The sequence below is a fragment of the Shewanella polaris genome, from assembly GCF_006385555.1.
In the GTDB taxonomy this organism is placed as follows: Bacteria; Pseudomonadota; Gammaproteobacteria; order Enterobacterales; family Shewanellaceae; genus Shewanella; species Shewanella polaris.
On record NZ_CP041036.1, the window covers coordinates 316,960 to 338,556 of the forward strand.

General features: G+C 41.0%; 20 protein-coding genes. 8 read left to right on the plus strand and 12 right to left on the minus strand.

The features are described 5' to 3' along the window. The first annotated feature begins 80 nt into the window (after positions 1-80). From FH971_RS01380 to FH971_RS01390, 3 genes are all read left to right on the plus strand, one after another. Positions 81-1,382 (plus strand): M16 family metallopeptidase, encoded by a 1,302-nt coding sequence (locus FH971_RS01380; protein WP_420853475.1) that lies wholly within the window; start codon positions 81-83, stop codon positions 1,380-1,382. Then, complete coding sequence (locus tag FH971_RS01385; RefSeq protein WP_140233081.1) at positions 1,379-2,827, plus strand: M16 family metallopeptidase; 1,449 nt, start codon at positions 1,379-1,381, stop codon at positions 2,825-2,827. The genes FH971_RS01380 and FH971_RS01385 overlap by 4 nt, the downstream gene beginning before the upstream one ends. A 91-nt stretch (positions 2,828-2,918) precedes the next feature. After that, a complete protein-coding gene (locus tag FH971_RS01390; protein ID WP_240778424.1) occupies positions 2,919-3,485 on the plus strand; it encodes a hypothetical protein in 567 nt (188 codons plus the stop codon). A 43-nt stretch (positions 3,486-3,528) separates the two neighbouring features. Here FH971_RS01390 and FH971_RS01395 read toward each other — a convergent pair whose 3' ends face one another. The 3 genes from FH971_RS01395 to FH971_RS01405 form a co-directional block, all read right to left on the minus strand. Further along, positions 3,529-3,867: a DUF2956 domain-containing protein gene (locus FH971_RS01395; RefSeq protein WP_137223642.1), complete on the minus strand. Its 339-nt coding sequence runs from the start codon at positions 3,865-3,867 to the stop codon at positions 3,529-3,531. Continuing rightward, entirely contained in the window at positions 3,867-4,331 is a 465-nt protein-coding gene (gene trmL, locus FH971_RS01400; RefSeq protein WP_137223640.1) for a tRNA (uridine(34)/cytosine(34)/5-carboxymethylaminomethyluridine(34)-2'-O)-methyltransferase TrmL, read from the minus strand. The genes FH971_RS01395 and trmL overlap by 1 nt, the downstream gene beginning before the upstream one ends. Positions 4,332-4,581: 250 nt before the next feature. Beyond that, a complete protein-coding gene (locus FH971_RS01405) occupies positions 4,582-5,961 on the minus strand; it encodes a mechanosensitive ion channel family protein (RefSeq protein WP_140233082.1) in 1,380 nt (459 codons plus the stop codon). Between the two features lie 315 nt (positions 5,962-6,276). On the opposite strand from FH971_RS01405, the gene FH971_RS01410 reads away from it, so the two are divergent. After that, the gene (locus FH971_RS01410) at positions 6,277-6,435 is read left to right on the plus strand and encodes a YqaE/Pmp3 family membrane protein (protein WP_011635799.1); all 159 of its coding nucleotides are present in this window, start codon (positions 6,277-6,279) and stop codon (positions 6,433-6,435) included. Between the two features lie 275 nt (positions 6,436-6,710). On the opposite strand, the gene FH971_RS01415 is transcribed toward FH971_RS01410, so the two are convergent. The 3 genes from FH971_RS01415 to FH971_RS01425 form a co-directional block, all read right to left on the minus strand. Continuing rightward, the gene (locus tag FH971_RS01415) at positions 6,711-8,114 is read right to left on the minus strand and encodes an ATP-binding protein (RefSeq protein ID WP_140233083.1); all 1,404 of its coding nucleotides are present in this window, start codon (positions 8,112-8,114) and stop codon (positions 6,711-6,713) included. Beyond that, entirely contained in the window at positions 8,114-8,800 is a 687-nt protein-coding gene (locus FH971_RS01420; protein ID WP_137223634.1) for a response regulator, read from the minus strand. Before FH971_RS01420 ends, FH971_RS01415 begins: the two co-directional genes overlap by 1 nt. A 116-nt stretch (positions 8,801-8,916) precedes the next feature. Next, positions 8,917-10,344, minus strand: coding sequence for a cytochrome C biosynthesis protein (locus FH971_RS01425; protein ID WP_140233084.1), 1,428 nt, complete (start codon positions 10,342-10,344; stop codon positions 8,917-8,919). 276 nt (positions 10,345-10,620) lie between these two features. Here FH971_RS01425 and FH971_RS01430 point away from each other — a divergent pair, with 276 nt between their 5' ends. Then, positions 10,621-11,121 carry a Spy/CpxP family protein refolding chaperone gene (locus FH971_RS01430; RefSeq protein WP_140233085.1) on the plus strand — a complete coding sequence of 167 codons (501 nt, stop codon included), beginning with the start codon at positions 10,621-10,623 and terminating at the stop codon, positions 11,119-11,121. Between the two features lie 199 nt (positions 11,122-11,320). Continuing rightward, complete coding sequence (gene fieF / locus FH971_RS01435; protein WP_140233086.1) at positions 11,321-12,190, plus strand: cation efflux pump FieF; 870 nt, start codon at positions 11,321-11,323, stop codon at positions 12,188-12,190. Positions 12,191-12,445: 255 nt separating this feature from the next. On the opposite strand, the gene glnG is transcribed toward fieF, so the two are convergent. The 5 genes from glnG to typA all read right to left on the minus strand — a co-directional run bounded on the left by glnG (position 12,446) and on the right by typA (position 18,044). Then, the gene (gene glnG / locus FH971_RS01440; RefSeq protein WP_140233087.1) at positions 12,446-13,858 is read right to left on the minus strand and encodes a nitrogen regulation protein NR(I); all 1,413 of its coding nucleotides are present in this window, start codon (positions 13,856-13,858) and stop codon (positions 12,446-12,448) included. A gap of 36 nt (positions 13,859-13,894) precedes the next feature. Continuing rightward, positions 13,895-14,932 (minus strand): nitrogen regulation protein NR(II), encoded by a 1,038-nt coding sequence (gene glnL / locus FH971_RS01445; protein ID WP_140233088.1) that lies wholly within the window; start codon positions 14,930-14,932, stop codon positions 13,895-13,897. 139 nt (positions 14,933-15,071) lie between these two features. Further along, the gene (locus FH971_RS01450; RefSeq protein ID WP_140233089.1) at positions 15,072-15,596 is read right to left on the minus strand and encodes a DUF4124 domain-containing protein; all 525 of its coding nucleotides are present in this window, start codon (positions 15,594-15,596) and stop codon (positions 15,072-15,074) included. Between the two features lie 107 nt (positions 15,597-15,703). Beyond that, positions 15,704-16,015, minus strand: a complete 312-nt coding sequence (gene ppnP, locus FH971_RS01455; protein ID WP_140233090.1) for a pyrimidine/purine nucleoside phosphorylase — start codon at positions 16,013-16,015, stop codon at positions 15,704-15,706. 217 nt (positions 16,016-16,232) lie between these two features. Next, the gene (gene typA, locus FH971_RS01460; RefSeq protein WP_137223618.1) at positions 16,233-18,044 is read right to left on the minus strand and encodes a translational GTPase TypA; all 1,812 of its coding nucleotides are present in this window, start codon (positions 18,042-18,044) and stop codon (positions 16,233-16,235) included. A 477-nt stretch (positions 18,045-18,521) separates the two neighbouring features. Here typA and glnA point away from each other — a divergent pair, with 477 nt between their 5' ends. Continuing rightward, positions 18,522-19,931, plus strand: coding sequence for a glutamate--ammonia ligase (gene glnA / locus FH971_RS01465; RefSeq protein WP_137223616.1), 1,410 nt, complete (start codon positions 18,522-18,524; stop codon positions 19,929-19,931). 375 nt (positions 19,932-20,306) lie between these two features. Then, positions 20,307-20,777, plus strand: a complete 471-nt coding sequence (locus FH971_RS01470) for an Lrp/AsnC family transcriptional regulator (RefSeq protein ID WP_140233091.1) — start codon at positions 20,307-20,309, stop codon at positions 20,775-20,777. 151 nt (positions 20,778-20,928) lie between these two features. Here the strand turns inward: FH971_RS01470 and FH971_RS01475 are convergent, their stop codons facing one another. Next, complete coding sequence (locus tag FH971_RS01475; protein WP_137223612.1) at positions 20,929-21,576, minus strand: DUF2959 domain-containing protein; 648 nt, start codon at positions 21,574-21,576, stop codon at positions 20,929-20,931. Positions 21,577-21,597 lie beyond the last annotated feature (21 nt).

Genomic DNA, 21,597 nt, shown 5'->3' on the forward strand with positions numbered 1-21,597 from the left:
TTTTTATAAACCATTTTTATAAACCATAGTACAAGAGCTCAAAGGAGCTAGATATGACACGCAAGATAATAGCGTTGTTGATGACCATAGGCCTATTAAGTGCGCCTACGGTGTCAGCGACACAAGCTGAAGACATTAATAGTTTTACCTTAGATAATGGCATGAAGATTATGGTATTGGAGGATAGCTCTATTCCTAATGCCAATATGTATATTTTTTGGAAAGTCGGTTCGCGAAATGAAGTGCCTGGAATTACGGGGATTTCACACTTTTTTGAACACATGATGTTCAATGGTTCTAAAAAGTTTGGTCCGAAAATGTTTGACCGGACGATGGAAGCCGCTGGTGGCGCCAACAATGCTTATACTACTGAAGATATGACAGTGTATACCGATTGGTTTCCAGCAAATGGCTTAAAAACAATTTTCGATTTAGAAGCCGATCGTATCGCCAATTTAGACATCAATCCTGTGATGGTTGAAAGCGAACGTGGCGTGGTGCAGTCAGAACGTACCACTGGGCTTGAAAACTCTAACTGGCGCACTATTCAAGAAGCGCTTAAAAGTGTTGCCTTTGCAGCACATCCATACAGCTGGTCTGTGATTGGTTATGAGTCGGATATTGCGGCTTGGACCTTAGAAGATTTACAGCAATATCATAAAACCTATTATGCCCCTAACAATGCGCTAGTGGTGATTACCGGTGATGTGAAGTTAGCAGAAGTGAAAGCGCTAGCTAACCAGTATTTTGCACCTATTCCTGCTCAAGCTCCGCCAAAAGCGGTACGTACGATAGAACCAGAGCAAAAAGGTGAACGCCGGGTATTTGTTAAAAAAGAGTCGGTGAGCACACCTAACATTATGCTGGCTTACCATGTGCCTGCAACGAGTCACGCTGACTACTATGCATTGGATTTATTGGCGTCGATGTTAAGTGAAGGCAATAGTTCGCGTTTTTATCAGGCATTGGTCGACAAGCAATTAGCCGTTGCGGCTGAAACCTACATGCCGATGTCGTTCGACCCTAATTTGTTTTATGTTTTAGGTGTGGCGAATGCAGGTGTGAGTGCAGAAACCTTAGAACAAGCCTTAATTGAACAAATCAATCTTATTGCTACTCAAGGAGTCACTCAGCAAGAACTTGAAAAAGTGAAAAATATTAAGCTAATGGATTTTTATAGAACCATGGAAACCATTAACGGTAAAGCCAATACCTTAGGGACTTATGAGCTGTATTTTGGCGACTATACAAAACTCTTCAATGCCCCTGAAGCCTATAACCAAGTCACACCGGCTGACATTCAACGTGTGGCACAAACCTACTTAATAAAAGCGAATCGGACTGTCGGTGTGCTCGCTGCTACTGAGGAGTCTGACAAATGAAAACCATAACTCACAGACGTATTAAAATATCATTATCGGCTATCGCATTTGCATGTAGTTTAAGCTTAAGTGGTTGTGCGAATACGCAGAAAACTTCAGTTGATGATGTTGTTGCTAGCCCCAGCTTTGCGATGCCGAGTTATCAATCGGTTACGTTAGACAATGGTCTAAACGTTAAGTTGATGGTGCAAAAAGAAGTGCCATTAGTGACCATTGATGCAGTGGTTAGAGCCGGAGCCGTGAATGATGTTACTTCGGGTATGGCTTATATCACCTCACAAAGTTTAATGTTAGGTGCAGCGGGTCAAGCTAAAGCCGACATTGAGCAACAGTTAGACTTTATCGGTGCCAGTATTGATACCACTGCTGATTTAGAAGGCAGTTATATTCGTGCCAATATGATGAGCAAAGATGTTGATACTGTACTCGATATTTTTAGTCATGTATTGCGTCAACCTGACTTTGATAGCACTGAGTTTGATAAGTTAAAGCAGCGTGAAATTGTCGGTTTGTCACAACAAAAAGAAAGCCCTCGAGCCGTGATTGGCCGCTACTTCAATAAGTTAGTTTTTGGTGAGCATCCTTATGCTAATCCGGTATCGGGTAATAGCGATACCATCGCTAAGCTTACCGTGGCCGAGTTACGTGCTTTTCATAAAGGCTATTATCAACCAAGCAATATGACCATTAACGTAGTGGGCGATTTTGATGTTGCCGACATGACCGTTAAGCTTAATAAAGCCTTTGGTGATTGGCAGGCAACAGAAACAGTGATTCAGCCAGATCTAAGCCAAAACTTACCAACATTAACCAAGCCGCGAGTATTGTTGGTCGACAAGCCTGATGCAATTGAAACCACCTTCTTAATTGGTGGTTTAGGTATTCGTTATGACAACCCTGATTATGTTGGTTTAACCGTTGTTAACACTATTTTAGGTGGTCGTTTTACCTCATGGTTAAATGATGAATTGCGCGTTAATGCTGGCTTAACTTACGGTGCTCGTTCTGGTTTTGACCCTTATGCACAATCTGGGGTATTTAAAATCAGTACATTTACTAAGTTATCGACAACCAAAGAAGCGATTGATTTAGCCTTAAAAACCTACGCGCGTTTATGGGAAAAAGGTATTGATCAGGCCACTTTAGATTCTGCTAAAGCCTATGTTAAAGGTCAGTTCCCACCTAAGTACGAAACCAGTGGTCAGTTAGCTGGTTTGTTGTCAGACATGTATTTATATGGCTTTAATGATGATTTTATTAATCAATTTCAAGCCAAGGTTGACGGATTGACGCTAGCAGAGACTCAACGTTTGATTAAGCAATATTTCCCACAACAAAATTTACAGTTTGTATTAATTGGTAATGCGGACAAAATTGCTGAAGTTGCGGCGCAATATGGTGAAGTCACTAAAGTTGATATTACGGCAACAGGATTCGGTCAGTAAGTGTTAACTGATTAGTAGCTTGGTGGTATCGTATAATGGCTCACATTAGTGGGCCATTTTTATAGATAAGGATTTTTGCAGGAGGAGACGCTTGGTTAGCCAAAAAAGTTATTCAATATTATTGGTCACGACCAGCTTGTTACTTATGTACTCAGCATCTGCTTATGCAGGGAAAGTGACTTTAGATAGGTTTTGTAGCCAATTAGATGGTGAATGGCAAGGCAGCGCCGCCAATCCGAATGCGATGCCGAAAAAGGTCAGTACTTCGGTCATGTGCTCGGCAGATAAACAAAATTTATTCATTAGTGTTAGTCGTGGTAGCCGTTTTTCAAATAGCGAAACATGGTGGTTTAGACAACAACACGATCATATTTTATTACTGTATGCCAATGGCGTTAGTGATGACGTATCCCAAGCGTTGACACTCTATGAGCAAGCGGGCAGTTATTCATTTTTAGGTAAAGGTGAAATAAATCAGCGCCCAGCATTAGTGCAGTTGCAGTTTGATCCCATTACCGAAGGTGCCGATGCGTTAACTCAAGGGTGGCAATGGCAACAAAGCGCTCATTATTTAGATGACGACAGTGAAAATTATCAAGTCATTAGAGCCATTAGCTTACTTAAACAGTCAGTAGAGGCCAGTCAACCGACTGAATAAACTCTTTATCGCGAGTGATAAAGCTGATTCGCTGTAAGACAGATTAGCGGTAAAAAAAGTAAGCGATAAATAAGGCCCAGCTTAACAGTAATAATCCCATTAGTGACCACGTTAGCGAGTTGAATCTACTTTCTGATTCTGTATAAGACGTATCGGAATCGTCATCATTGCTGACTGACATATTTTTGTTTTTTTGCTGTTGTTTGCGTGCTTTGTCTCGATCGCGAGCTTTGGCTTTTTCACGTTTTTTGTATTCCGCAATACCTTTTTCAATCCCCGCCGCAATCAGCTTGGTTTGTTCTTTTGCTTGCCCAGGTTTTTGAGTTGCTTTGGCAATGGCTAAAGCATCTTGCTGGGTTTCGGGTGATAACGTTTTTTTCATTACTCAGCGCCTACAAAACCTAGTTGACGCCATGCTTCATAACTAATAATGGCGACTGAATTTGATAAATTTAAACTGCGACTATTGGCGGTCATTGGAATACGTAATCGCTGTGCAAGTGGCGTCGCATCAATAATATCCATGGGTAGTCCACGGGTTTCGGGGCCAAATAACAACACATCATTTTCTTGAAAAGCTATCTGAGTGTGAGGACGGCTGCCTTTAGTGGTACAGACTATAATCCGTTTACCTGCCATGGCCTCTAAAAACTCTGCATAGTTTTTATGGCGAGTCACTGTGGTTAGATCGGAATAGTCTAGGCCCGCGCGGCGAAGTTTCTTTTCTTCGAGATCAAAACCTAACGGTTCAATCAAATGTAACTGTGAGCCATTGTTGGCGCATAGACGAATGATGTTTCCGGTATTTGGAGCGATTTCGGGTTCATAAAGGGCAATATGAAACATAGCAACCTTATAGTGCGAAGCAAAAAAAGAGTGACAAATTATACCTTAAGCAAGGTATAACTGCGAGACGTTATCAATGCTGACGTTATCAAAATGAACGATACAGTGCGGATGATAATTGCTAATAGAGACTTGCATATAGGCTGTAACAGTTGCATAAAACACTGGTGATTTTATAGACGCCTTAGCGGTATAGCTAGCATATGGAGAAGTAAAAGTTCCATGACTATTCCTCTACCAACATCAGAGCTTAGATAATATTGGCACCACTTTCAGGGTCTCGTGATTGTGCAGCTTGTTGACGTATATCATCGGTATCGCTGCTTATGTCATCGCTAACCTCATTATGGGTATCTTCTAATGACTCTTGAGTTTTCTCAGTGTTGTGTTCAGTACTTTGTGTAGTATTCAGAGGTGTTTCATCTTGTTGATGTCCGTTGGTTACCAATTGCATCCCTTGAGGGAAAATGCGTTCGCGAGCATCGTCAGGCAGGCTGATCTGATTCGCTTCATAAGCGCGCACCAGTAAGCGCATTAGAATTGAAGCCACTTTTGGAACACTGTGAGTTTCAGCATTGACCCAAAAATACACTTGCAGATTAATCGTTGATGAACCAAGGTTTTTTATCAGCACCTGTGGCTCTGGATCTGCGAGTACGCCGTGATGATCGCTCATAATCTCCATAGCGATATCCTGAGCCTTGCGGATACTTGCATCATAGCCAATGCCAATCACAAAATGGCCACGCATTCTCGGGTTGGCGGTAAGATTTTTAATTACGTTTTTATAGATAGTGGAATTGGGAATTTGGATATGATTTCCGTCGTAGTCGACTAACGTGGTAGCCCTTGCTGTGACTTGCTTTACTACCCCCAAATTCCCCTCAACGGATATTACATCACCTAATTTGAATGGACGCTGTACACTGAGTAGTAAGCTGGAAATAAAGTTTTCGGCGATGTCTTTAAAGGCAAAACCTAAAATCAGGCCAATGACACCAGTGCTGCTAATAATCGCAACTGCAAACTGAGTTAAGCCCGCAAGACGCAAGAATATATATAGCCCCAACAATATAATCAATACACTGATGCTGCGCTGCATCACTAAACGGATCAACTCACTTTTTGTTACCCAAGCTAAGGGGCTAATGAATAAACGAGCTAAAGGGTGTGAAAGCCAAAATAGGAATAAGAATATCGACAGCCCTAAAGCCAAGCGCGGTAAATATAGTAAGGTTTTGTCCCAAAATTGCTCAGCATCATGTTGCAGGGGAGTCAAAGATAAGGGCTTGATAGGTTGCAAGTGAATGTTATCGACAACCTGAGTCACATCAGGTAAAGCGGCTATGGTTTGCAGTATACGCTCTTTACTCGCTTGCTCCGTGGCAGAGCCGTTTAGATTGACCACAGAGCCTTGTATTTCAATGTCTATTGCGCTGTTTGGATCAGTAATCTGTATGAGTTGTTTAACGGTGTCAGGCGAGGGCGCTGCCTGAGCATCTGTAGATACAAAGCAGGTAAGGCAAACAACAGTAGTGACTAAACTCCATAGTAGAATCCATCGACTTAATCTTGAGAGTGCTTTTTGATAACAGTGAGAAAAACTGTGTGAAAAAAAATTACAAATCATAAGATTATCCGAAAGGTATAGGCCTGTCATAATTTATACTAGCAAATAATCTTCAAAGGCACCAAAGGTTGTGAGAGTTATCTCCTAATGTTTTTGGATTATATTAAAAAGGCTTTTTCTCTGCTAAAAGCATACTAATAAGCCAATATATGAGATTTTGTTATTGCTTAAAATCCTATCCTCATTAAGAGAAATAACAACAATACTTGAAATAGTGGTCTGGTAATTGCTACTTACTTTATGCCAATAAATACAAGTCAGCTAATCTACGTTGGGGTAACAGTTAACCTCAGCACATTAAAAATGGAGGAGATTATGGATTTATTGCGTATTTTAATCGCAATTTTACTGCCACCGCTTGGGGTTTTTCTGCAAGTTGGGCTAAGCAAGACCTTATTATTAAACATAATTCTAACTTTGTTAGGCTACATTCCAGGAATTGTGCACGCGGTATGGGTTATTGCCAAACGATAGTGGCAGCCAAAATAATTAGGCCTGATGGTGAAGCGGCTCAGGCCGCTTGCCTTAATCGGAAAATATTGCCAGTTAGGAGTAACTTTTACTTAGCAATGACATGCTTAATACTTAAATGTTTATCGTGTCAATGCTTTCAATGTTGATACAGCCGTGTGGTCTTATGAAGGTGAGCTTGCTGTTACCGATTCCCTGCGTGTGCAGAGGGAGTTGAATAACACCTTTACAGAGACTATTAGAATTACATTGCTTAAGTTTCGTCTTTTTGGGTTCGGCTAGCTTACTGGTAAACTGATATTGAGCTTAAGGCCTTGGCGCTGACCTGTTGGGCTGATAAGGTTTTCTGCCACTATACTGCCTTGGTGTAATGTAATGGCGGCTTGAGTGATTGCCAGCCCTAAACCCCAACCGCCGCTTTGCCTGTCTCTGGCAGTGTCGGGGCGATAGAAAGGTTTAAAAATAGCTTCAAGCTCTTTTGGGTCTATACCTGGACCGTCATCTTTTACTGTAATCAATATGTACTTGCCCACTAGGGCTGCGCTTATGGTTATCTGGCTATTGGCATAGTAAATAGCATTACGTAGCAAATTTTCTATGGCGCGGGAGAGAGTCTTCGGGTGTTGAGGAAGTTTCAGCGCCTCTGGTATATCAATCTGTAAATTTTTTCCTTGCTGCTCGGCTTCAAATTCGGCGTCATCTAATACTTGGCTTAAAGATTCCGCTAATTCCAACATCAATTTGTTTTCATGGCTGGCTAAGCTTACTCGAGAGAGGGTTAGCAATTCGCTTATTAGCGCTTCAAGTTGTAAGGCTTCATAGCCGATACGATCTAGCTCTTTACTTTGCTGCCCTTTTTTACGGCCTAAGGCCAAGGCTAATTGCAGCCTAGTAAGTGGAGTGCGCAGTTCATGGGATATATCGCCCATTAATCTTTGTTGATTGTTAATCATGGTTTGTACGGCATCAGCCATGCCGTTAAAAGCCTGTGCTAATTGGCCCATTTCATCGCCACGATTTACGGTAGCTACATCGACTCGGCTAGATAAATCTCCTTTGGCAAGGGCATTGGCACTCTGTCTTAAAGACCGTAATGGCTTACTTAAATACCATGCGAGCAGACCGCATAATAGGCCCGATAATAAAGTGGCTAGAGCTGCTGTGAGTAGCTTATTGTCGGAAAAGAAGAAAAACCACGGTTGTGGATGATTATCGGGAAAACGGCCAAATAATTGATAAGCTTTGCCGTTGACCTCAAATGAATAGGGGCCAAAAATAAGTTCGTCTCTAAATTGGTGACTAATTGGTTGCTCTGCTTCCTCTGCCATGAGTTGAAAACGTCTAAATCCTCGTGAGATCCGTTTAGTATTTAATACTTGGCCTTCGGCATCGGCTAAATATAAACGTAAAGGACCGCCTTCATGCTTATTACGGGGCTCATCTTGATTTCGTCGAGGAAACAGGCGTTGTAAGTTTCTATTTTCAAGTAATTGAGGCTCCTCTTGTATCTGCTCGGCGACATTTTTCAGTATGCGCTCAAGACTAGGAGGTAAAGGCGAACGGTCATGACTTTGCTGTAATAGCGGCAATAATGACACTAAGGCAATAATCAAGGAGCTGCATAGCCAAAATCCCAATAATAATTTAAAAAACAGTCTGTTAAATGGGTTGTTTTTTAGCATTATGGTATCCAAATATAACCTTTTCCGCGTAGGGTTTTAACTCGTGGGCGGCCATCTTGACGCTCTGGTAGTTTTTTGCGTAGGTTAGATAAATGCATATCTAAGCTGCGGTCAAATGGCATTAACTTTTTGCCTAATACGTTTTCGCTTAATGATTCTTTGGTGACCAGTTCGCCGGTTTTCTCGATTAAATTAAATAATAGAGAAAATTCGGTGCCAGTTAGAATGATCAGTTGCTCATTACAATAGGTTTCTTGGCGGGTAGGATCGAGGCGTAAATCACCAAACAGTAGCATTTCATTAGCTTGGCTGTCTTGTTGGGTGGTGTTTGCTCTGCGTAAGATGGCTCTAATTCGAGCCACTAATTCGCGGTCATTAAAGGGTTTTGGCAAGTAATCATCAGCACCGATTTCAAGACCCACAACACGGTCAATTTCATCGCCGCGAGCGGTTAGCATTAATACCGGCGTTTGTTTTCTCTGGCGCAAAGCTCGCAATACTTCAAAACCATTAAGTTTAGGCAACATAACGTCAAGTAAGATTAAATCAAAGTCTTGCTGTTGCGCCATCATAAGCCCTTGCTCACCATCATAAGCTTGGGTCAAGGCAAAACCTTCCAGCTCGAGTAATTGGCTAAGTAGGTCTGATAGACCAATATCATCGTCGATAAGTAGAATGCGATTCATAACTGTCCTCTGGCACAAAGAAAATCTGTATGTTGACGTTAACATACAGATTTTTTGATCAATTAAGCTTATAGCATGCCAAGATTAAATCATATCAACATTGCATTGTTTTACATTTAGCCAGCTTTATTTCTCAATAGATAACGTTTGATTCTGGCGATGATAAAGGTAAGAACAATAGATCCGAGGATCAGGCCTACCGAAAAGACTGCATTTTGCAATGAGCTAGGGTTAAAGACGAGCATACTGCCTAACCCTAACATCATAATGCCTGACATCAGTTTAAGCACTTCACCTTCTTTTTCGGTAAGTTTACGTTTACCTAGCGTCATAGAGAATACAATCACAATGGCAGCAAGTGGGATAACGTAAACCACGTTATAAGCAATGAGGTATAAGTAACGTTGCATAGTGTCGATATCTGATAATGATAACACTGAGGTGTAAATCATCGGGAAACCAGCAGTACACAGCAGCTCATAGGTGTTAGCTAAAATAGCCAAAATGGTTGAGCCTAAAAGCATCGCAGGTAGCGAGCTGGCTTTTGACAATTTACCCATTCGCTTGATAAGCGAGCCACGATTTTCAACGGACATTGATAGGCTAACGTCGCCACGACCATAAAAGTAATCTTTTATATTCACCAGCGCTGCGATTAATGCCAATACACCGGCACAAGTAATAATTATTCCACCGTCACCACCGCCAAGTACTTGGAATAAGTTAAGCCAAGCGCTCATAAATATAAAATAGATAAAGCCTGAGAAAAATACAAAAATCCCGCCCACTAATAGCATGCGTTTGCGGCTGCCAGCATTAACCATAATGCTCAGTAAAAACAGTAGTACGAAAAAGGCGCAAGGATTAAAGGCATCGACACCCGCTAATACTACGGTGAGTACAGGTAATGACATTTCTTCAGGGTGTACGGCACCAATTAATGGAATGTCGACAGGTTGAACGCTTGGTTCAGGGACAATATCACTGGCCTGTTCAAACGACATGCCGCATGAACCTTCGGCTTGTGGGTTGTCACTATTGTCGCTACAGGTTTCAAATAAAGGGGGGGGTACGGTTTGAGTTGCACCGAGAAAATCATCGAGTTTATCACCAACGTCTGCTTTACCACCTTGGCGTTGGTAGCAGTTAACTAAGCGCTCTAATATGTAGCGCCCAGTGACATCATGACTGTTATAGCCAACCACCGCCTCACCACAAATGGCGAAGTAGGGCACTGATTTAGGTTCAACACCCGTTTGTTTACCCATTTCCATGAGTTTATCGACGTTGCCGGGTTCGTTAATGGCATAATCGTGTAACTCTATCCAATCAAAACGTTCGCCTAAAGCATCAATAAAAGGGTGCGCTTCACGACAATGTGGACAAGTTTTAGACCAAAAGAAATGCAGTTTAACTATTGGCTGTTGGTTTTGCTGGCTATACCAAAGTGAGTCATCTGTTGATGCTGTGGTACTGGCTATTGAGCTTGGAGCCACGACAAAAACACAAAGAAGTAACAGTAATTGGCCAATCAATCTATTCATAACTTATTCCATAAAAGCGCTAATAAAGTGATTTTATGCCCTAATATGATTGCTGTAAGGATCAAGTATGAATAACGTTAACTAGCTCTCATTACAAGGATTCTTATCGTACAATATGCAAGATCGATCATGTCATAATAGTGCTAAAGTGTTAAGAAAAATACTCTTTACATAGGTTTACTCTGTCTTAACCCTCATTGACATTGCATTCGGTAAACTGAGTATCAAATCTGCTAAGGCAGAAATCGAATCCCATTTAAACCGAGGAACTTAACAATGAAAACATCATCAATCATCAAAACGAGTTTAGTTGCCTTAGTGGCAAGTTCGGCATTATTAGCTGGTCAGTTATATGCCGCAGATACTTCAGACAACACTGCAAAAACTGAACGCTGTGCTAATAAAGGTGACAGACATCATGGTCCTAAAGACGGTATGCATAAAATGCTCCGCAAGCTGGATTTAACGGATGAACAAAAAGCGAAAGTTGAAGCGATATTCGACAAATATCAGGCCAAACGTCCAGAGCGCCCAACTAAAGAGCAGCGTTCTGAACACCGTGCAGAAATGCTAGCCTTAATTACTAGCACTAGTATTGACGAAGCTAAAGCAACTAAGATGGCCGAAGCGCAGCAGCAACAACGTCTACAGGGCATGCTAACGCATTTGAAAATGCAAAACGAAATTTACCAATTATTAACGCCTGAACAGCAACAAACGTTTAAAGATAAGTTTCAGTTTGGTAAAGGTGAAAAAGGCCATAAGTCTCGTGATTAATCGTTAGCGCATGGTTATAAAGTATAATCGTTTAAAGCCGTTACCTTGTGGTAACGGCTTTTTTGTTTATGCAAGTTTGCTAATGGTCACATATTGCATATAACTAACGCTTACTTTAGTAAACTTTATCCTCATGAAGCAATGAACTTGCTATAGTAAAGGCTGTTTATTACCAAGCTAAAGAGTTGATAACTTCACTATGTCTACAACCTCTGAATATGACTTTTGGGTCAAGTTAGCCAGTCGAGCATCAATCGCTACGGCACTGTGCCTTATTGTCATTAAGTTAATCGCTTGGCTTTATTCAGGTTCGGCCAGTATGCTGGGGTCGTTAACAGATTCATTTGCTGATGCGTTGGCGTCGATTGTTAATTTTATCGCGATTCGTTATGCCATTGTGCCAGCAGATAAAGATCATCGCTATGGCCATGGTAAAGCTGAGCCGTTAGCATCGTTGGCCCAAGCTGCATTCATTTTAGGCTCTGCGTCATTACTTTTGCTTTATGGCGGTGAAAAGTTAATTAACCCTGTTCCGGTAACCAATCCAATGAGTGGCATAGTGGTGTCTATTATTGCGATAGTACTGACATTTGCCTTAGTGTTACTGCAACGTCACGCTTTGGTGAAAACCAACAGTTCTGTGGTTGAAGCTGATTCATTACATTATAAATCTGATTTGTTACTAAATGCGGCGGTTTTATTAGCCTTGGTATTAGCGCAATATGGTTGGTGGTGGGCTGATGGTCTATTTGCTGTATTTATCGCGTTGTTTATTGGCAATCAAGCCATTGGTTTGAGTTATCGTTCCATTCAAAGCTTACTCGATCGGGAACTCGATGATGATACTCGCAATAAGATTAAAGCATTAGCTAAACAAGATCCTCGGGTTCAAGGGGTTCATGATCTACGCACTCGTCAAGCGGGTAAAACAACTTTTATTCAATTACATATGGAATTAGCGGGTGACCTATCACTGTATGATGCTCATAAAATAGCAGAAAAAGCAGAGTTTACGATTAAAGCGGCATTTGATGATGCTGAAGTGATTATTCACCAAGATCCGGTTTAATCAATGATGAATAGAGATCTATGCTTTTTATTAACCCTTATCGCGGGGTTAATTGATTCTTTGGCGGTTGTTTGGATACAGATTTGTGGGATGACAACTAACTGATTGGATGATAATCCAACATAGTCTCGCGAAAATGGCTATTTTAGATACAAGGTTTAGTCTGCGTTGGATTAAGGTTTGTTAAGTGAGTCAAACTTAACAAACCTTAAAGCAACACAGGCATTACTGCGATTATGATGGCAATACTTGTGCTTAATCCATCGACAGTTCTTTCAATTTACGTGTCAGGGTATTACGGCCCCACCCTAGGCGTTTAGCGGCTTCTTGTTTATGGCCTTGAGTATGTCTAAGTGCAGTTTCAAGTAAAATACGTTCAAATTCAGGTTGAACTTCAGTGAGTAAATCACTTTCACCTGCAGCCAGCTTTTCATCAATCCAATCAGTTAATGCGGTTTGCCAATCACTTGATCCAGCTTGTTTTTGCTGGTTTGCTACTGGGTCTTTGAGCAATTCCGGTGGTAAATCTTGCGGTAAAATTTCTTGTCCGGACGCCATCACCGTTAACCAACGACAAGTATTTTCAAGTTGGCGAACATTGCCCGGCCAAGGTAAGTTAGCCAGTTTTACGGCCGTTTCTTTGGTGAGTATTTTAGGTTCAACACCGATCTCTTTAGCTGCCGTGCTTAAAAAATGATTGGCGAGTTGGGCAATGTCTTCACGGCGTTGTGATAATGGTGGTAAATGCACTCTGATCACATTAAGGCGATGAAACAAATCTTCGCGGAAGGTGCCTTTTTGCACCTGCACTTCGAGGTTTTGATGTGTTGCGGCAATAATTCGTACATCAACTTGCACCGCTTGATGACCGCCAACACGATAAAACTGACCATCAGCAAGCACACGTAATAATCGAGTTTGGACATCGATTGGCATATCACCAATTTCATCTAAAAACAGGGTGCCACCATTAGCTTGTTCAAAACGTCCTTGGCGCACGTTGGCTGCACCAGTAAAGGCGCCTTTTTCATGACCGAAAAGTTCTGACTCAATCAAATCTTTTGGAATCGCTGCCATATTTAATGCAATAAACGGTTTGTCTTTGCGAGGACTATGTTTGTGTAATGCGCCTGCAACTAACTCTTTACCAGTACCTGATTGGCCATTAATGAGGACACTAATCGATGAACGAGATAAGCGACCAATGGCACGAAATACTTCCTGCATTGCAGGGGCTTCACCAATAATTTCTGGTGTTTTTATCGTCGTATCAATAACAGGTTGTGGTATTTGCTCTGTTGCATGAGTGAGTGCGCGCTCGACCAAATTAATGGCTTCATCGATATCGAATGGTTTTGGCAAGTATTCAAATGCACCGGCTTGATATGCACTCACGGCACTGTCTAAGTCTGAGTGCGCTGTCATGATGATGACTGGAATATGTGGATAATGTAGTTGTAAGCGATCAAGCAAGGTTAACCCATCAGTGCCAGGCATACGGATATCAGAAACAATGACTTGTGGTTGCGATGCTTCTAGAGCTTGCCATAAGGATTCAGCAGCTGCAAAACTGGCTGTTGACAGTGATGCACCTTGAAGTGCTTTTTCGAGTACCCAACGGATTGAGCTATCATCATCGAGGATCCAAACTTGTTCACTAATGTTCATTTTACTACCTCATTCTGCCTACAAAGGGCATGCTAGTTATTGTAATGGCAGGTTAATAATAAATTCGGTATGACCTGGTGCCGAGACACAATCGATGCGACCGCCATGTAATCGAGCAATGTTATGTGCAATGGATAAACCTAATCCTGAACCTTCGTCACGACCCGTAACCATCGGATAAAAAAGTGTGTCGATTAATTCTGCAGGAATACCGGGGCCGTTATCGATAATGGATAAGGCGAGTACTACTTTATAGTGCTTTGTTCCAATAGTGACTTGATGTTGGGTACGCGTTCGAATGACGATATCACCGCCACAATGCTCCAAAGCCTGAATGGCATTTTGCACAATATTCAATATTGCTTGCTGCATTTGCTCTGGGTCCATTTGAATATCGGGTATCGACGGATCATAATCGCGCGTTAAGTTAATATTACTAGGCAGTGCCATCTCAACGAGTTTCAATACTTTTTGTATTACTTGATGGATGTTGTGCTCAGCATGCTGGGTTGGACGTTGTGGCCCAAGCAAGCGATCGACTAAATTACGCAATCTATCAGCCTGTTCGATAATTAAACTGGTAAATTCTTTTAGATCGGGTGAAGTTAATTCGCGTGATAATAACTGCGCTGCGCCACGAAGCCCCCCGAGTGGGTTTTTTATTTCATGGGCGAGATTACGCACTAAAAATTGTGCCGCTTGTTGTTGAGCGTCCATATTAAGTTGCTGATGGATACGACGCTGCTGATCAACTTGGCGTAACTCCAAAATGCTTAAATTGGTGTCATTTTCAATGGGCATTAAGGTGATATCAATAGTGTGGTGTTGACCCTCTAGGGTAATTAACGCTGCAGTATTAACGGTAAGACTTTGGCCTGCATTAATGGCATTACGCAGTAATTGTGGTTCAACCCCCATTAATTGATATAACTCAGGTAAAGTTTGTTCAAGTATTTTGTGGTTACCGACTCCCAATAATTGTGCAGCTGCCGCATTGGCATAGCACGGCTTGAGCTCGGTATTGATTACCAGCACTGCTGTGACTAAATGATTTAGTAGATTATTTGTGTCCATTAGTCGTCCTAGTATAGGGTTGCACTATTATAATGCACCGATTTGGTGCGACGCACAACCCGGAACACACAAGCTCTTCCTAAGATAAATAGTCACGCATAAATTTATAAATCAATGAATAAGCTAGATTTTATCTTAATCACTTAGGCTTTTTTGCCGGCCCAAATACAGATGCTTGGTGAAGGAATATCTTTCTAGGAGAGCTTGATGCAAGGACTTTGCCGCTTTGTGTTACAGCGTTAACAACAATAGAATGTTGACCACGATTGATGCCCGTTAATTGAAACTCATTGGATACCTGAGGTGATGCCGTAGTCACTCCATCAACAAGTAAAGTAAATAATACTCCGCGAGGTAACTGAGGTGAGGCGCTAACTGACACCGTAAACGCACCGTTATTATCACGAATTGTGGTATCTTCTCGAGGTGAGATAATCGATATTTTGTAGTTAATTTTGGTTTCTGTTGTTGGTGTTGTATTGATTTTTGTAGGCGTGTTAATTGTCATGTTATTTTGGGTGTTTTCATTTAGATCAACAACTTCAGCATTATTTTTCGGTTCATCTGAGTAATGAACTTTACCAGTGTCATCTACCCAACGGTAAACAGTAGCAAGGCTTTGGCTACTCAATAATAGCAAACCAATAAGTATGATAAGGCGCATGATCCACTCCATAAAACAATCGTTTCAATAGAGTAGACGTTTTTATAGAAAAAATCAGCTTAAACTGGTTAAGCTGAAGTGGGTAATGAGATGAGCACTCAATATGATTAGATATATTGACAGCAGTATTCTGAAATTTGCTCTGTTCGGATACTAAAGCTCACATTTGGTGCAAGTTGAAACTGGCTACCAGTAGGGTAAGCTACCCATTCTGTTTGGCCTGGTAATAATACGTCAAATTCACCTGAAATGACTTGCATTATTTCACCTTGAGCTGTTGAAAACTCATATTCACCAGGCATTACTACGCCAAAAGTTTGTTTACTGCCATCGGCTAACACTACACTTCTACTGACGACTTTACCGTTAAAATAAACATTGGCCAGTTTCGCGACACTCACTTGATGCAACATACTTATATAATCTCCTTCAATTGATATGATTCTATTCTCGTTAATTATATAACCAGATAATGAGTAAATTTGATATTACGTGAATTTATCTAGGTTTGGGTAAAATATCTAGTTAAATGTTTTCATGTTGATTCCAAATCACCGCTAACAAAAAGCCCAGATGCAACAGGCATCTGGGCTTTTTAGGTGTCAAGTGTGACAAATATAATTTGCCACTCATTGATTAACCGCGGTTATTACGCTTACGCTCATTTTCAGTTAAGAATCTCTTACGAACACGAATGTTCTTAGGAGTTACTTCAACTAATTCATCATCATCGATGAACTCAAGCGCTTGTTCAAGCGTCAATGTAATAGGAGTCGTCAATACTTGTGCTTCATCAGTACCTGATGCGCGCATGTTAGTTAGCTGCTTACCTTTAAGACAGTTTACTGTCAAATCGTTAGAGCGAGCGTGTATACCCACAACTTGACCTTCATACACTTCGGCAGCGTGACCAATAAACATACGACCACGGTCTTGTAATGCAAAAAGAGCGAAAGTTAGCGCTTTACCTGTTGCGTTTGAAATCAATACGCCGTTAGCACGTTGACCAATATCGCCACCTTTGTGTGGACCGTAGTGATCAAATGAATGATAAATTAGACCCGTACCAGATGTTGCAGTTAAGAACTCGGTTTGGAAACCAATTAAGCCACGGCTAGGAATGATGAAGTCGATACGTACACGACCTTTACCATCAAGCTGCATGTCTTTCATTTCACCTTTACGAACACCTAATTTTTCAATTACGGTACCTTGATGTTCTTCTTCAACGTCAACGGTTACCGTTTCGTATGGTTCACATAACTCATCATCAATTGTTTTGAGAATAACTTCAGGACGCGATACTGCTAATTCATAGCCTTCACGACGCATGTTTTCAATTAAAATCGATAAGTGTAATTCACCACGTCCTGAAACGCGGAAACGGTCTGGACTTTCTGTTTCTTCAACGCGAAGTGCAACGTTGTGAACTAATTCAGTTTGTAAACGCTCAAGTATGTTACGTGAAGTCACATACTTACCTTCTTTACCCGCGAACGGAGAAGTGTTTACTTGGAATGTCATTGTTAATGTTGGTTCATCAACAGTTAACGGTGGCATTGCTTCTACTGCATTCACTGCACAGATAGTGTCAGAGATTTTAAGTTCACCTAAACCTGTAATTGCAACGATGTCGCCTGCATTTGCAATTGGCACTTCGGTACGGTCAAGACCCATGTAACCTAATACTTGGCCCATTTTACCGTTACGAGTCTTACCATCAGCGCCAATAATAGTCACTTGTTGGTTAGTCTTAACGCTACCACGGGTAATACGGCCAATACCGATAACACCCACGTATGAGTTATAATCGATTTGAGAAATTTGCATTTGGAATGGCGCTTCCGCATCAGCGTCAGGGAAAGATACTTTCTCAACGATAGTTTGGAATAGAGGCGTCATATCATCGCTTGCTACATCAGGATCTAATGTTGCAAAACCATTTAATGCCGAAGCATAAACGATTGGGAAGTCTAATTGTTCGTCAGTGGCACCTAAGTTAACGAATAAATCGAATACTTGGTCAATAACCCAATCTGGACGAGCACTTGGACGGTCAATTTTGTTGATAACAACAATCGGCTTAAGGCCTTGAGCGAATGCTTTCTTGGTTACAAAGCGAGTTTGTGGCATTGGGCCATCAACTGCGTCAACCAATAGTAATACTGAATCGACCATAGATAAAACACGTTCTACTTCACCACCGAAATCGGCGTGGCCAGGAGTATCAACGATATTAATACGGTAGTCGTTCCACTGGATGGCAGTATTCTTTGCCAGAATGGTGATCCCACGTTCTTTTTCAAGATCGTTAGAATCCATAACCCGCTCAGTAGCTTCTCCACGAGATGCAAGGGTTCCTGACTGCGCCAACATTTTGTCAACCAGGGTTGTTTTGCCATGGTCAACGTGGGCAATAATGGCGATGTTACGTAAATTCTCTAACACAGATAAACCTCTAAACCAGCAAATAAAAAAAAGGATCTAACAAAAGCTATCTATTATAGCCAATGTAAAAAAGCGTGCCATTCTACTTCACAGCGGCTTTTGTAGATAGGATTATTTTTGAACACCTGTAAATATATTGCTTTCTAAGCCTAAAAAAAACAATATGAAACGTTTATATATTAAACATAACAAAGGTGTGATACTAAAATGTGACAGAGCTAAAACACCAAGATAATTACGACGCACTATTATGGACTATTGCACCATAAGTAAACTCGTGACGCACTGTATTGGTGCAATTGGTGTGTTCGGAGTGTGAAGTGTATTTCTCATTTTCGTAAAATCAATTACTTAGCGATGTGGCATGAATATCGCTTTACTGCAGATAATTATGCAAAATTCGTTTTCCAGATGCATTATCTGGCGAATAACAAAATTATATTAAGGGACAACCCTTTACCCTAACGGAGGCTTAGAATGTCAGTTGAATCAGTTTTAAAGCAACTTGAAGAGTTAGAAGTTAAGTTTGTAGACTTACGCTTTACCGACACTAAAGGTAAGGAACAACATGTTTCTATTCCGTCTCATCAAGTAGATGAAGATTTCTTTGAAGATGGCAAAATGTTTGACGGTTCTTCAATTACAGGCTGGAAAGGCATTAATGAATCTGACATGGTGCTAATGCCAGACGCAACAACTTTTCTATTAGACCCTTTCACAGAAGAAACCACAGCACTTATCCGTTGTGATATTTTAGAGCCAGGTACGATGACGGGTTATGATCGTGACCCTCGCTCTATTGCAAAAAAAGCCGAACAGTATCTAATTTCTACTGGCATCGCTGATACCGTATTAATTGGTCCAGAGCCTGAATTCTTTATATTTGACGATGTCCGTTTTGGTACGGATATGTCAGGTTGTTTCGTTAAGATTGATGCTAAAGAAGCATCATGGAACTCTGCTAAGAGCTATGAAGAAGGCAATACTGGTCACCGTCCAATGGTGAAAGGTGGTTATTTCCCTGTAGCACCAGTTGATTCTTCACAAGACCTACGTTCTGCAATGTGTTTAGTACTTGAAGAAATGGGTCAAGTTGTTGAAGCGCATCACCACGAAGTGGCAACTGCGGGTCAAAACGAAATTGCAACACGTTTCAATACATTGACTAAGAAAGCTGATGAAATCCAAATTCTAAAATACGTTGTTCATAACATGGCTCATGCTTATGGTAAAACAGCGACATTTATGCCAAAACCAATTGTAGGTGACAACGGTAGTGGTATGCATGTGCATCAGTCTTTAGCTAAAGACGGCGTTAACTTATTTGCTGGTGATAAATATGCTGGCCTAAGTGACATCGCGCTTTACTATATTGGCGGTATCATTAAGCATGCTCGTGCATTGAATGCATTTACTAACCCAAGTACAAACTCTTACAAGCGTTTAGTACCGCATTTTGAAGCGCCAGTTATGCTTGCATATTCTGCACGTAACCGTTCAGCCTCAATCCGTATTCCAGTGGTACCAAGCCCTAAAGGCCGTCGTATCGAAGCGCGTTTCCCTGATCCACATGCAAATCCATATTTAGGTTTTTCTGCATTGCTAATGGCTGGTCTTGACGGTATTCAAAACAAGATCCACCCAGGTGAAGCAATGGACAAAGATTTGTATGACTTACCTGCTGAAGAAGCGGCTGAGATCCCACAGGTTGCTACGTCATTAGAAAACGCACTGGAAAATCTACAGGCGGATCATGAGTTTTTGACTAAAGGCGGCGTGTTCAGCGAAGACTTTATTCAGTCTTATATTCAGCTTAAAACAGCAGAGTGTGAGCGTGTCTCACGTACGACTCATCCACTTGAGTTTGAAATGTATTACAGCTTGTAATTCTTAAGCTTAGTAGTGCCCTAGTTTATATAGGGCAAGTAAATAAAAAAACCCGATAAGTCTTTATCGGGTTTTTTATTTGATGATTAAAAGTATATTTTGCCACTACTGGAATATATTTATTTTCAATTAATACAACGTTTTATTTGTTTTGTGGGGGTGTGGAGGTCATGGTTTACATGTCATTTAAGTATTCCATTTTTTAGTGTGTTGTCTTCTAAGGCTTCAATCATTGACAGCTTTTTTGTAATCAGTGAGAGGGCATCTCATTGAATAAATTAACAGTGTGATAAGTTTGTAGAGGAATTCACTCATAAATATGATATTTATATGATTAATCACTCATTTGTCTTTCACTAAAAAGCGATATGTTCAATGGATAAGAAAGATCTCAAGCTATTAGATATTTTACAACGTCATGGTCGAATTGCTATTTCTGAATTAGCCGACAAGGTTAATATGTCGGATACTCCTTGTTTACGCAGGGTAAAAAAACTTGAACAAGATAAAGTCATTTTGGGCTATGGTGCGCAAGTGGATCCGCTAAAAGTCGGGTTGAATGTTGTAGTTTATACATCGGTACGCTTAACTGAACATACTGATCAGTCGACAGCATTGTTTGAATCTACAATGGCACAACTTCCTCAAGTGATGGAATGTGCGGTAGTCACTGGGGCTTATGATTATTTATTAAAAATAGTCGCTAAAGACTTAGTTTCTTATCAACACTTTATCAAAAAATCACTCGGTAACCTCAAGTTTGTCGCCAGTATTGAAACCACTGTGGTATTAAGGCAAGTTTTTAGCCGTACGGCTTTGCCCATGGACGAATCACCAATCGACTAATTTTAGGTTTATTGTATCTCGGTCTATTATATATCGAGATAACGGATATCTGACGATTTTTAATTACCCCAAAGCAGCACCTAGATCGTTTTAGTGTAACGATTTTTTAGGTTACCGCTTTAGGGCATTGAGTCGATATTTGCGGTAATGGCTAACCTTGCTCCATTGACTCGATAAATTTATTCGATTCGGCAATCGATTTATTCATTTCTTTAATCAGACTAGAGATATCTGTCTGTAAACTGGCAAATTCACCCTTAATAGCACCAATTGCCTGAGCGTTTAGATTATGTTTTAAATACAACATATTGTCTTTCATCGCGGTTAATATGGGTGGCATTTTGGCTTCAGCTCGACGCATACTTTTAACTAGCTTGCTATATGATCGCTTAGTTTCATTAAGTTTATTGGTGCTGTTGCGGCGTAAACTGGCTTTGCTTATTTCTTCTATTTCGGCCTGCCATTCGTCAAATAATGCCTCTGCAACATCTTCTACTTTGCCAATGCGGTCGGTGACTTCATCTGCTGCTGATTGCGCCGATTCATATTCATCTTTTGCTTTATTGTAGGCATCTTCTAAATCACCGCCATCAAATGCCAATAAAGCCTGCATTTCTTCTAAAGCTGAGCTAAATTGTTCCTGCGCTTCTTCTTGGGATTCTTTGGCACTTTGAACGCGATCGACCATTATGTCGCGCTTGTGGTAGCCAACTTTTTCCATTGCACCGTAATAGGCACTTTGGCAGCCACTCAACAGTAAACTGCTACTTAGTAGCGCAAGTGATATCCATTTTCTCATAAATGTGTCTCTTTTATTGTT

Bases quoted from the DNA above. Each gene is read 5' to 3' on its own strand.
- FH971_RS01380 (WP_420853475.1), top strand. From the start codon at position 81: ATGACCATAGGCCTATTAAGTGCGCCTACGGTGTCAGCGACACAAGCT.
- FH971_RS01385 (WP_140233081.1), top strand. From the start codon at position 1,379: ATGAAAACCATAACTCACAGACGTATTAAAATATCATTATCGGCTATC.
- FH971_RS01395 (WP_137223642.1), bottom strand. From the start codon at position 3,867: ATGAAAAAAACGTTATCACCCGAAACCCAGCAAGATGCTTTAGCCATT.
- trmL (WP_137223640.1), bottom strand. From the start codon at position 4,331: ATGTTTCATATTGCCCTTTATGAACCCGAAATCGCTCCAAATACCGGA.
- FH971_RS01405 (WP_140233082.1), bottom strand. From the start codon at position 5,961: ATGATTTGTAATTTTTTTTCACACAGTTTTTCTCACTGTTATCAAAAA.
- FH971_RS01410 (WP_011635799.1), top strand. From the start codon at position 6,277: ATGGATTTATTGCGTATTTTAATCGCAATTTTACTGCCACCGCTTGGG.
- FH971_RS01415 (WP_140233083.1), bottom strand. From the start codon at position 8,114: ATGCTAAAAAACAACCCATTTAACAGACTGTTTTTTAAATTATTATTG.
- FH971_RS01420 (WP_137223634.1), bottom strand. From the start codon at position 8,800: ATGAATCGCATTCTACTTATCGACGATGATATTGGTCTATCAGACCTA.
- FH971_RS01425 (WP_140233084.1), bottom strand. From the start codon at position 10,344: ATGAATAGATTGATTGGCCAATTACTGTTACTTCTTTGTGTTTTTGTC.
- FH971_RS01430 (WP_140233085.1), top strand. From the start codon at position 10,621: ATGAAAACATCATCAATCATCAAAACGAGTTTAGTTGCCTTAGTGGCA.
- fieF (WP_140233086.1), top strand. From the start codon at position 11,321: ATGTCTACAACCTCTGAATATGACTTTTGGGTCAAGTTAGCCAGTCGA.
- glnG (WP_140233087.1), bottom strand. From the start codon at position 13,858: ATGAACATTAGTGAACAAGTTTGGATCCTCGATGATGATAGCTCAATC.
- glnL (WP_140233088.1), bottom strand. From the start codon at position 14,932: ATGGACACAAATAATCTACTAAATCATTTAGTCACAGCAGTGCTGGTA.
- FH971_RS01450 (WP_140233089.1), bottom strand. From the start codon at position 15,596: ATGCGCCTTATCATACTTATTGGTTTGCTATTATTGAGTAGCCAAAGC.
- glnA (WP_137223616.1), top strand. From the start codon at position 18,522: ATGTCAGTTGAATCAGTTTTAAAGCAACTTGAAGAGTTAGAAGTTAAG.
- FH971_RS01470 (WP_140233091.1), top strand. From the start codon at position 20,307: ATGGATAAGAAAGATCTCAAGCTATTAGATATTTTACAACGTCATGGT.
- FH971_RS01475 (WP_137223612.1), bottom strand. From the start codon at position 21,576: ATGAGAAAATGGATATCACTTGCGCTACTAAGTAGCAGTTTACTGTTG.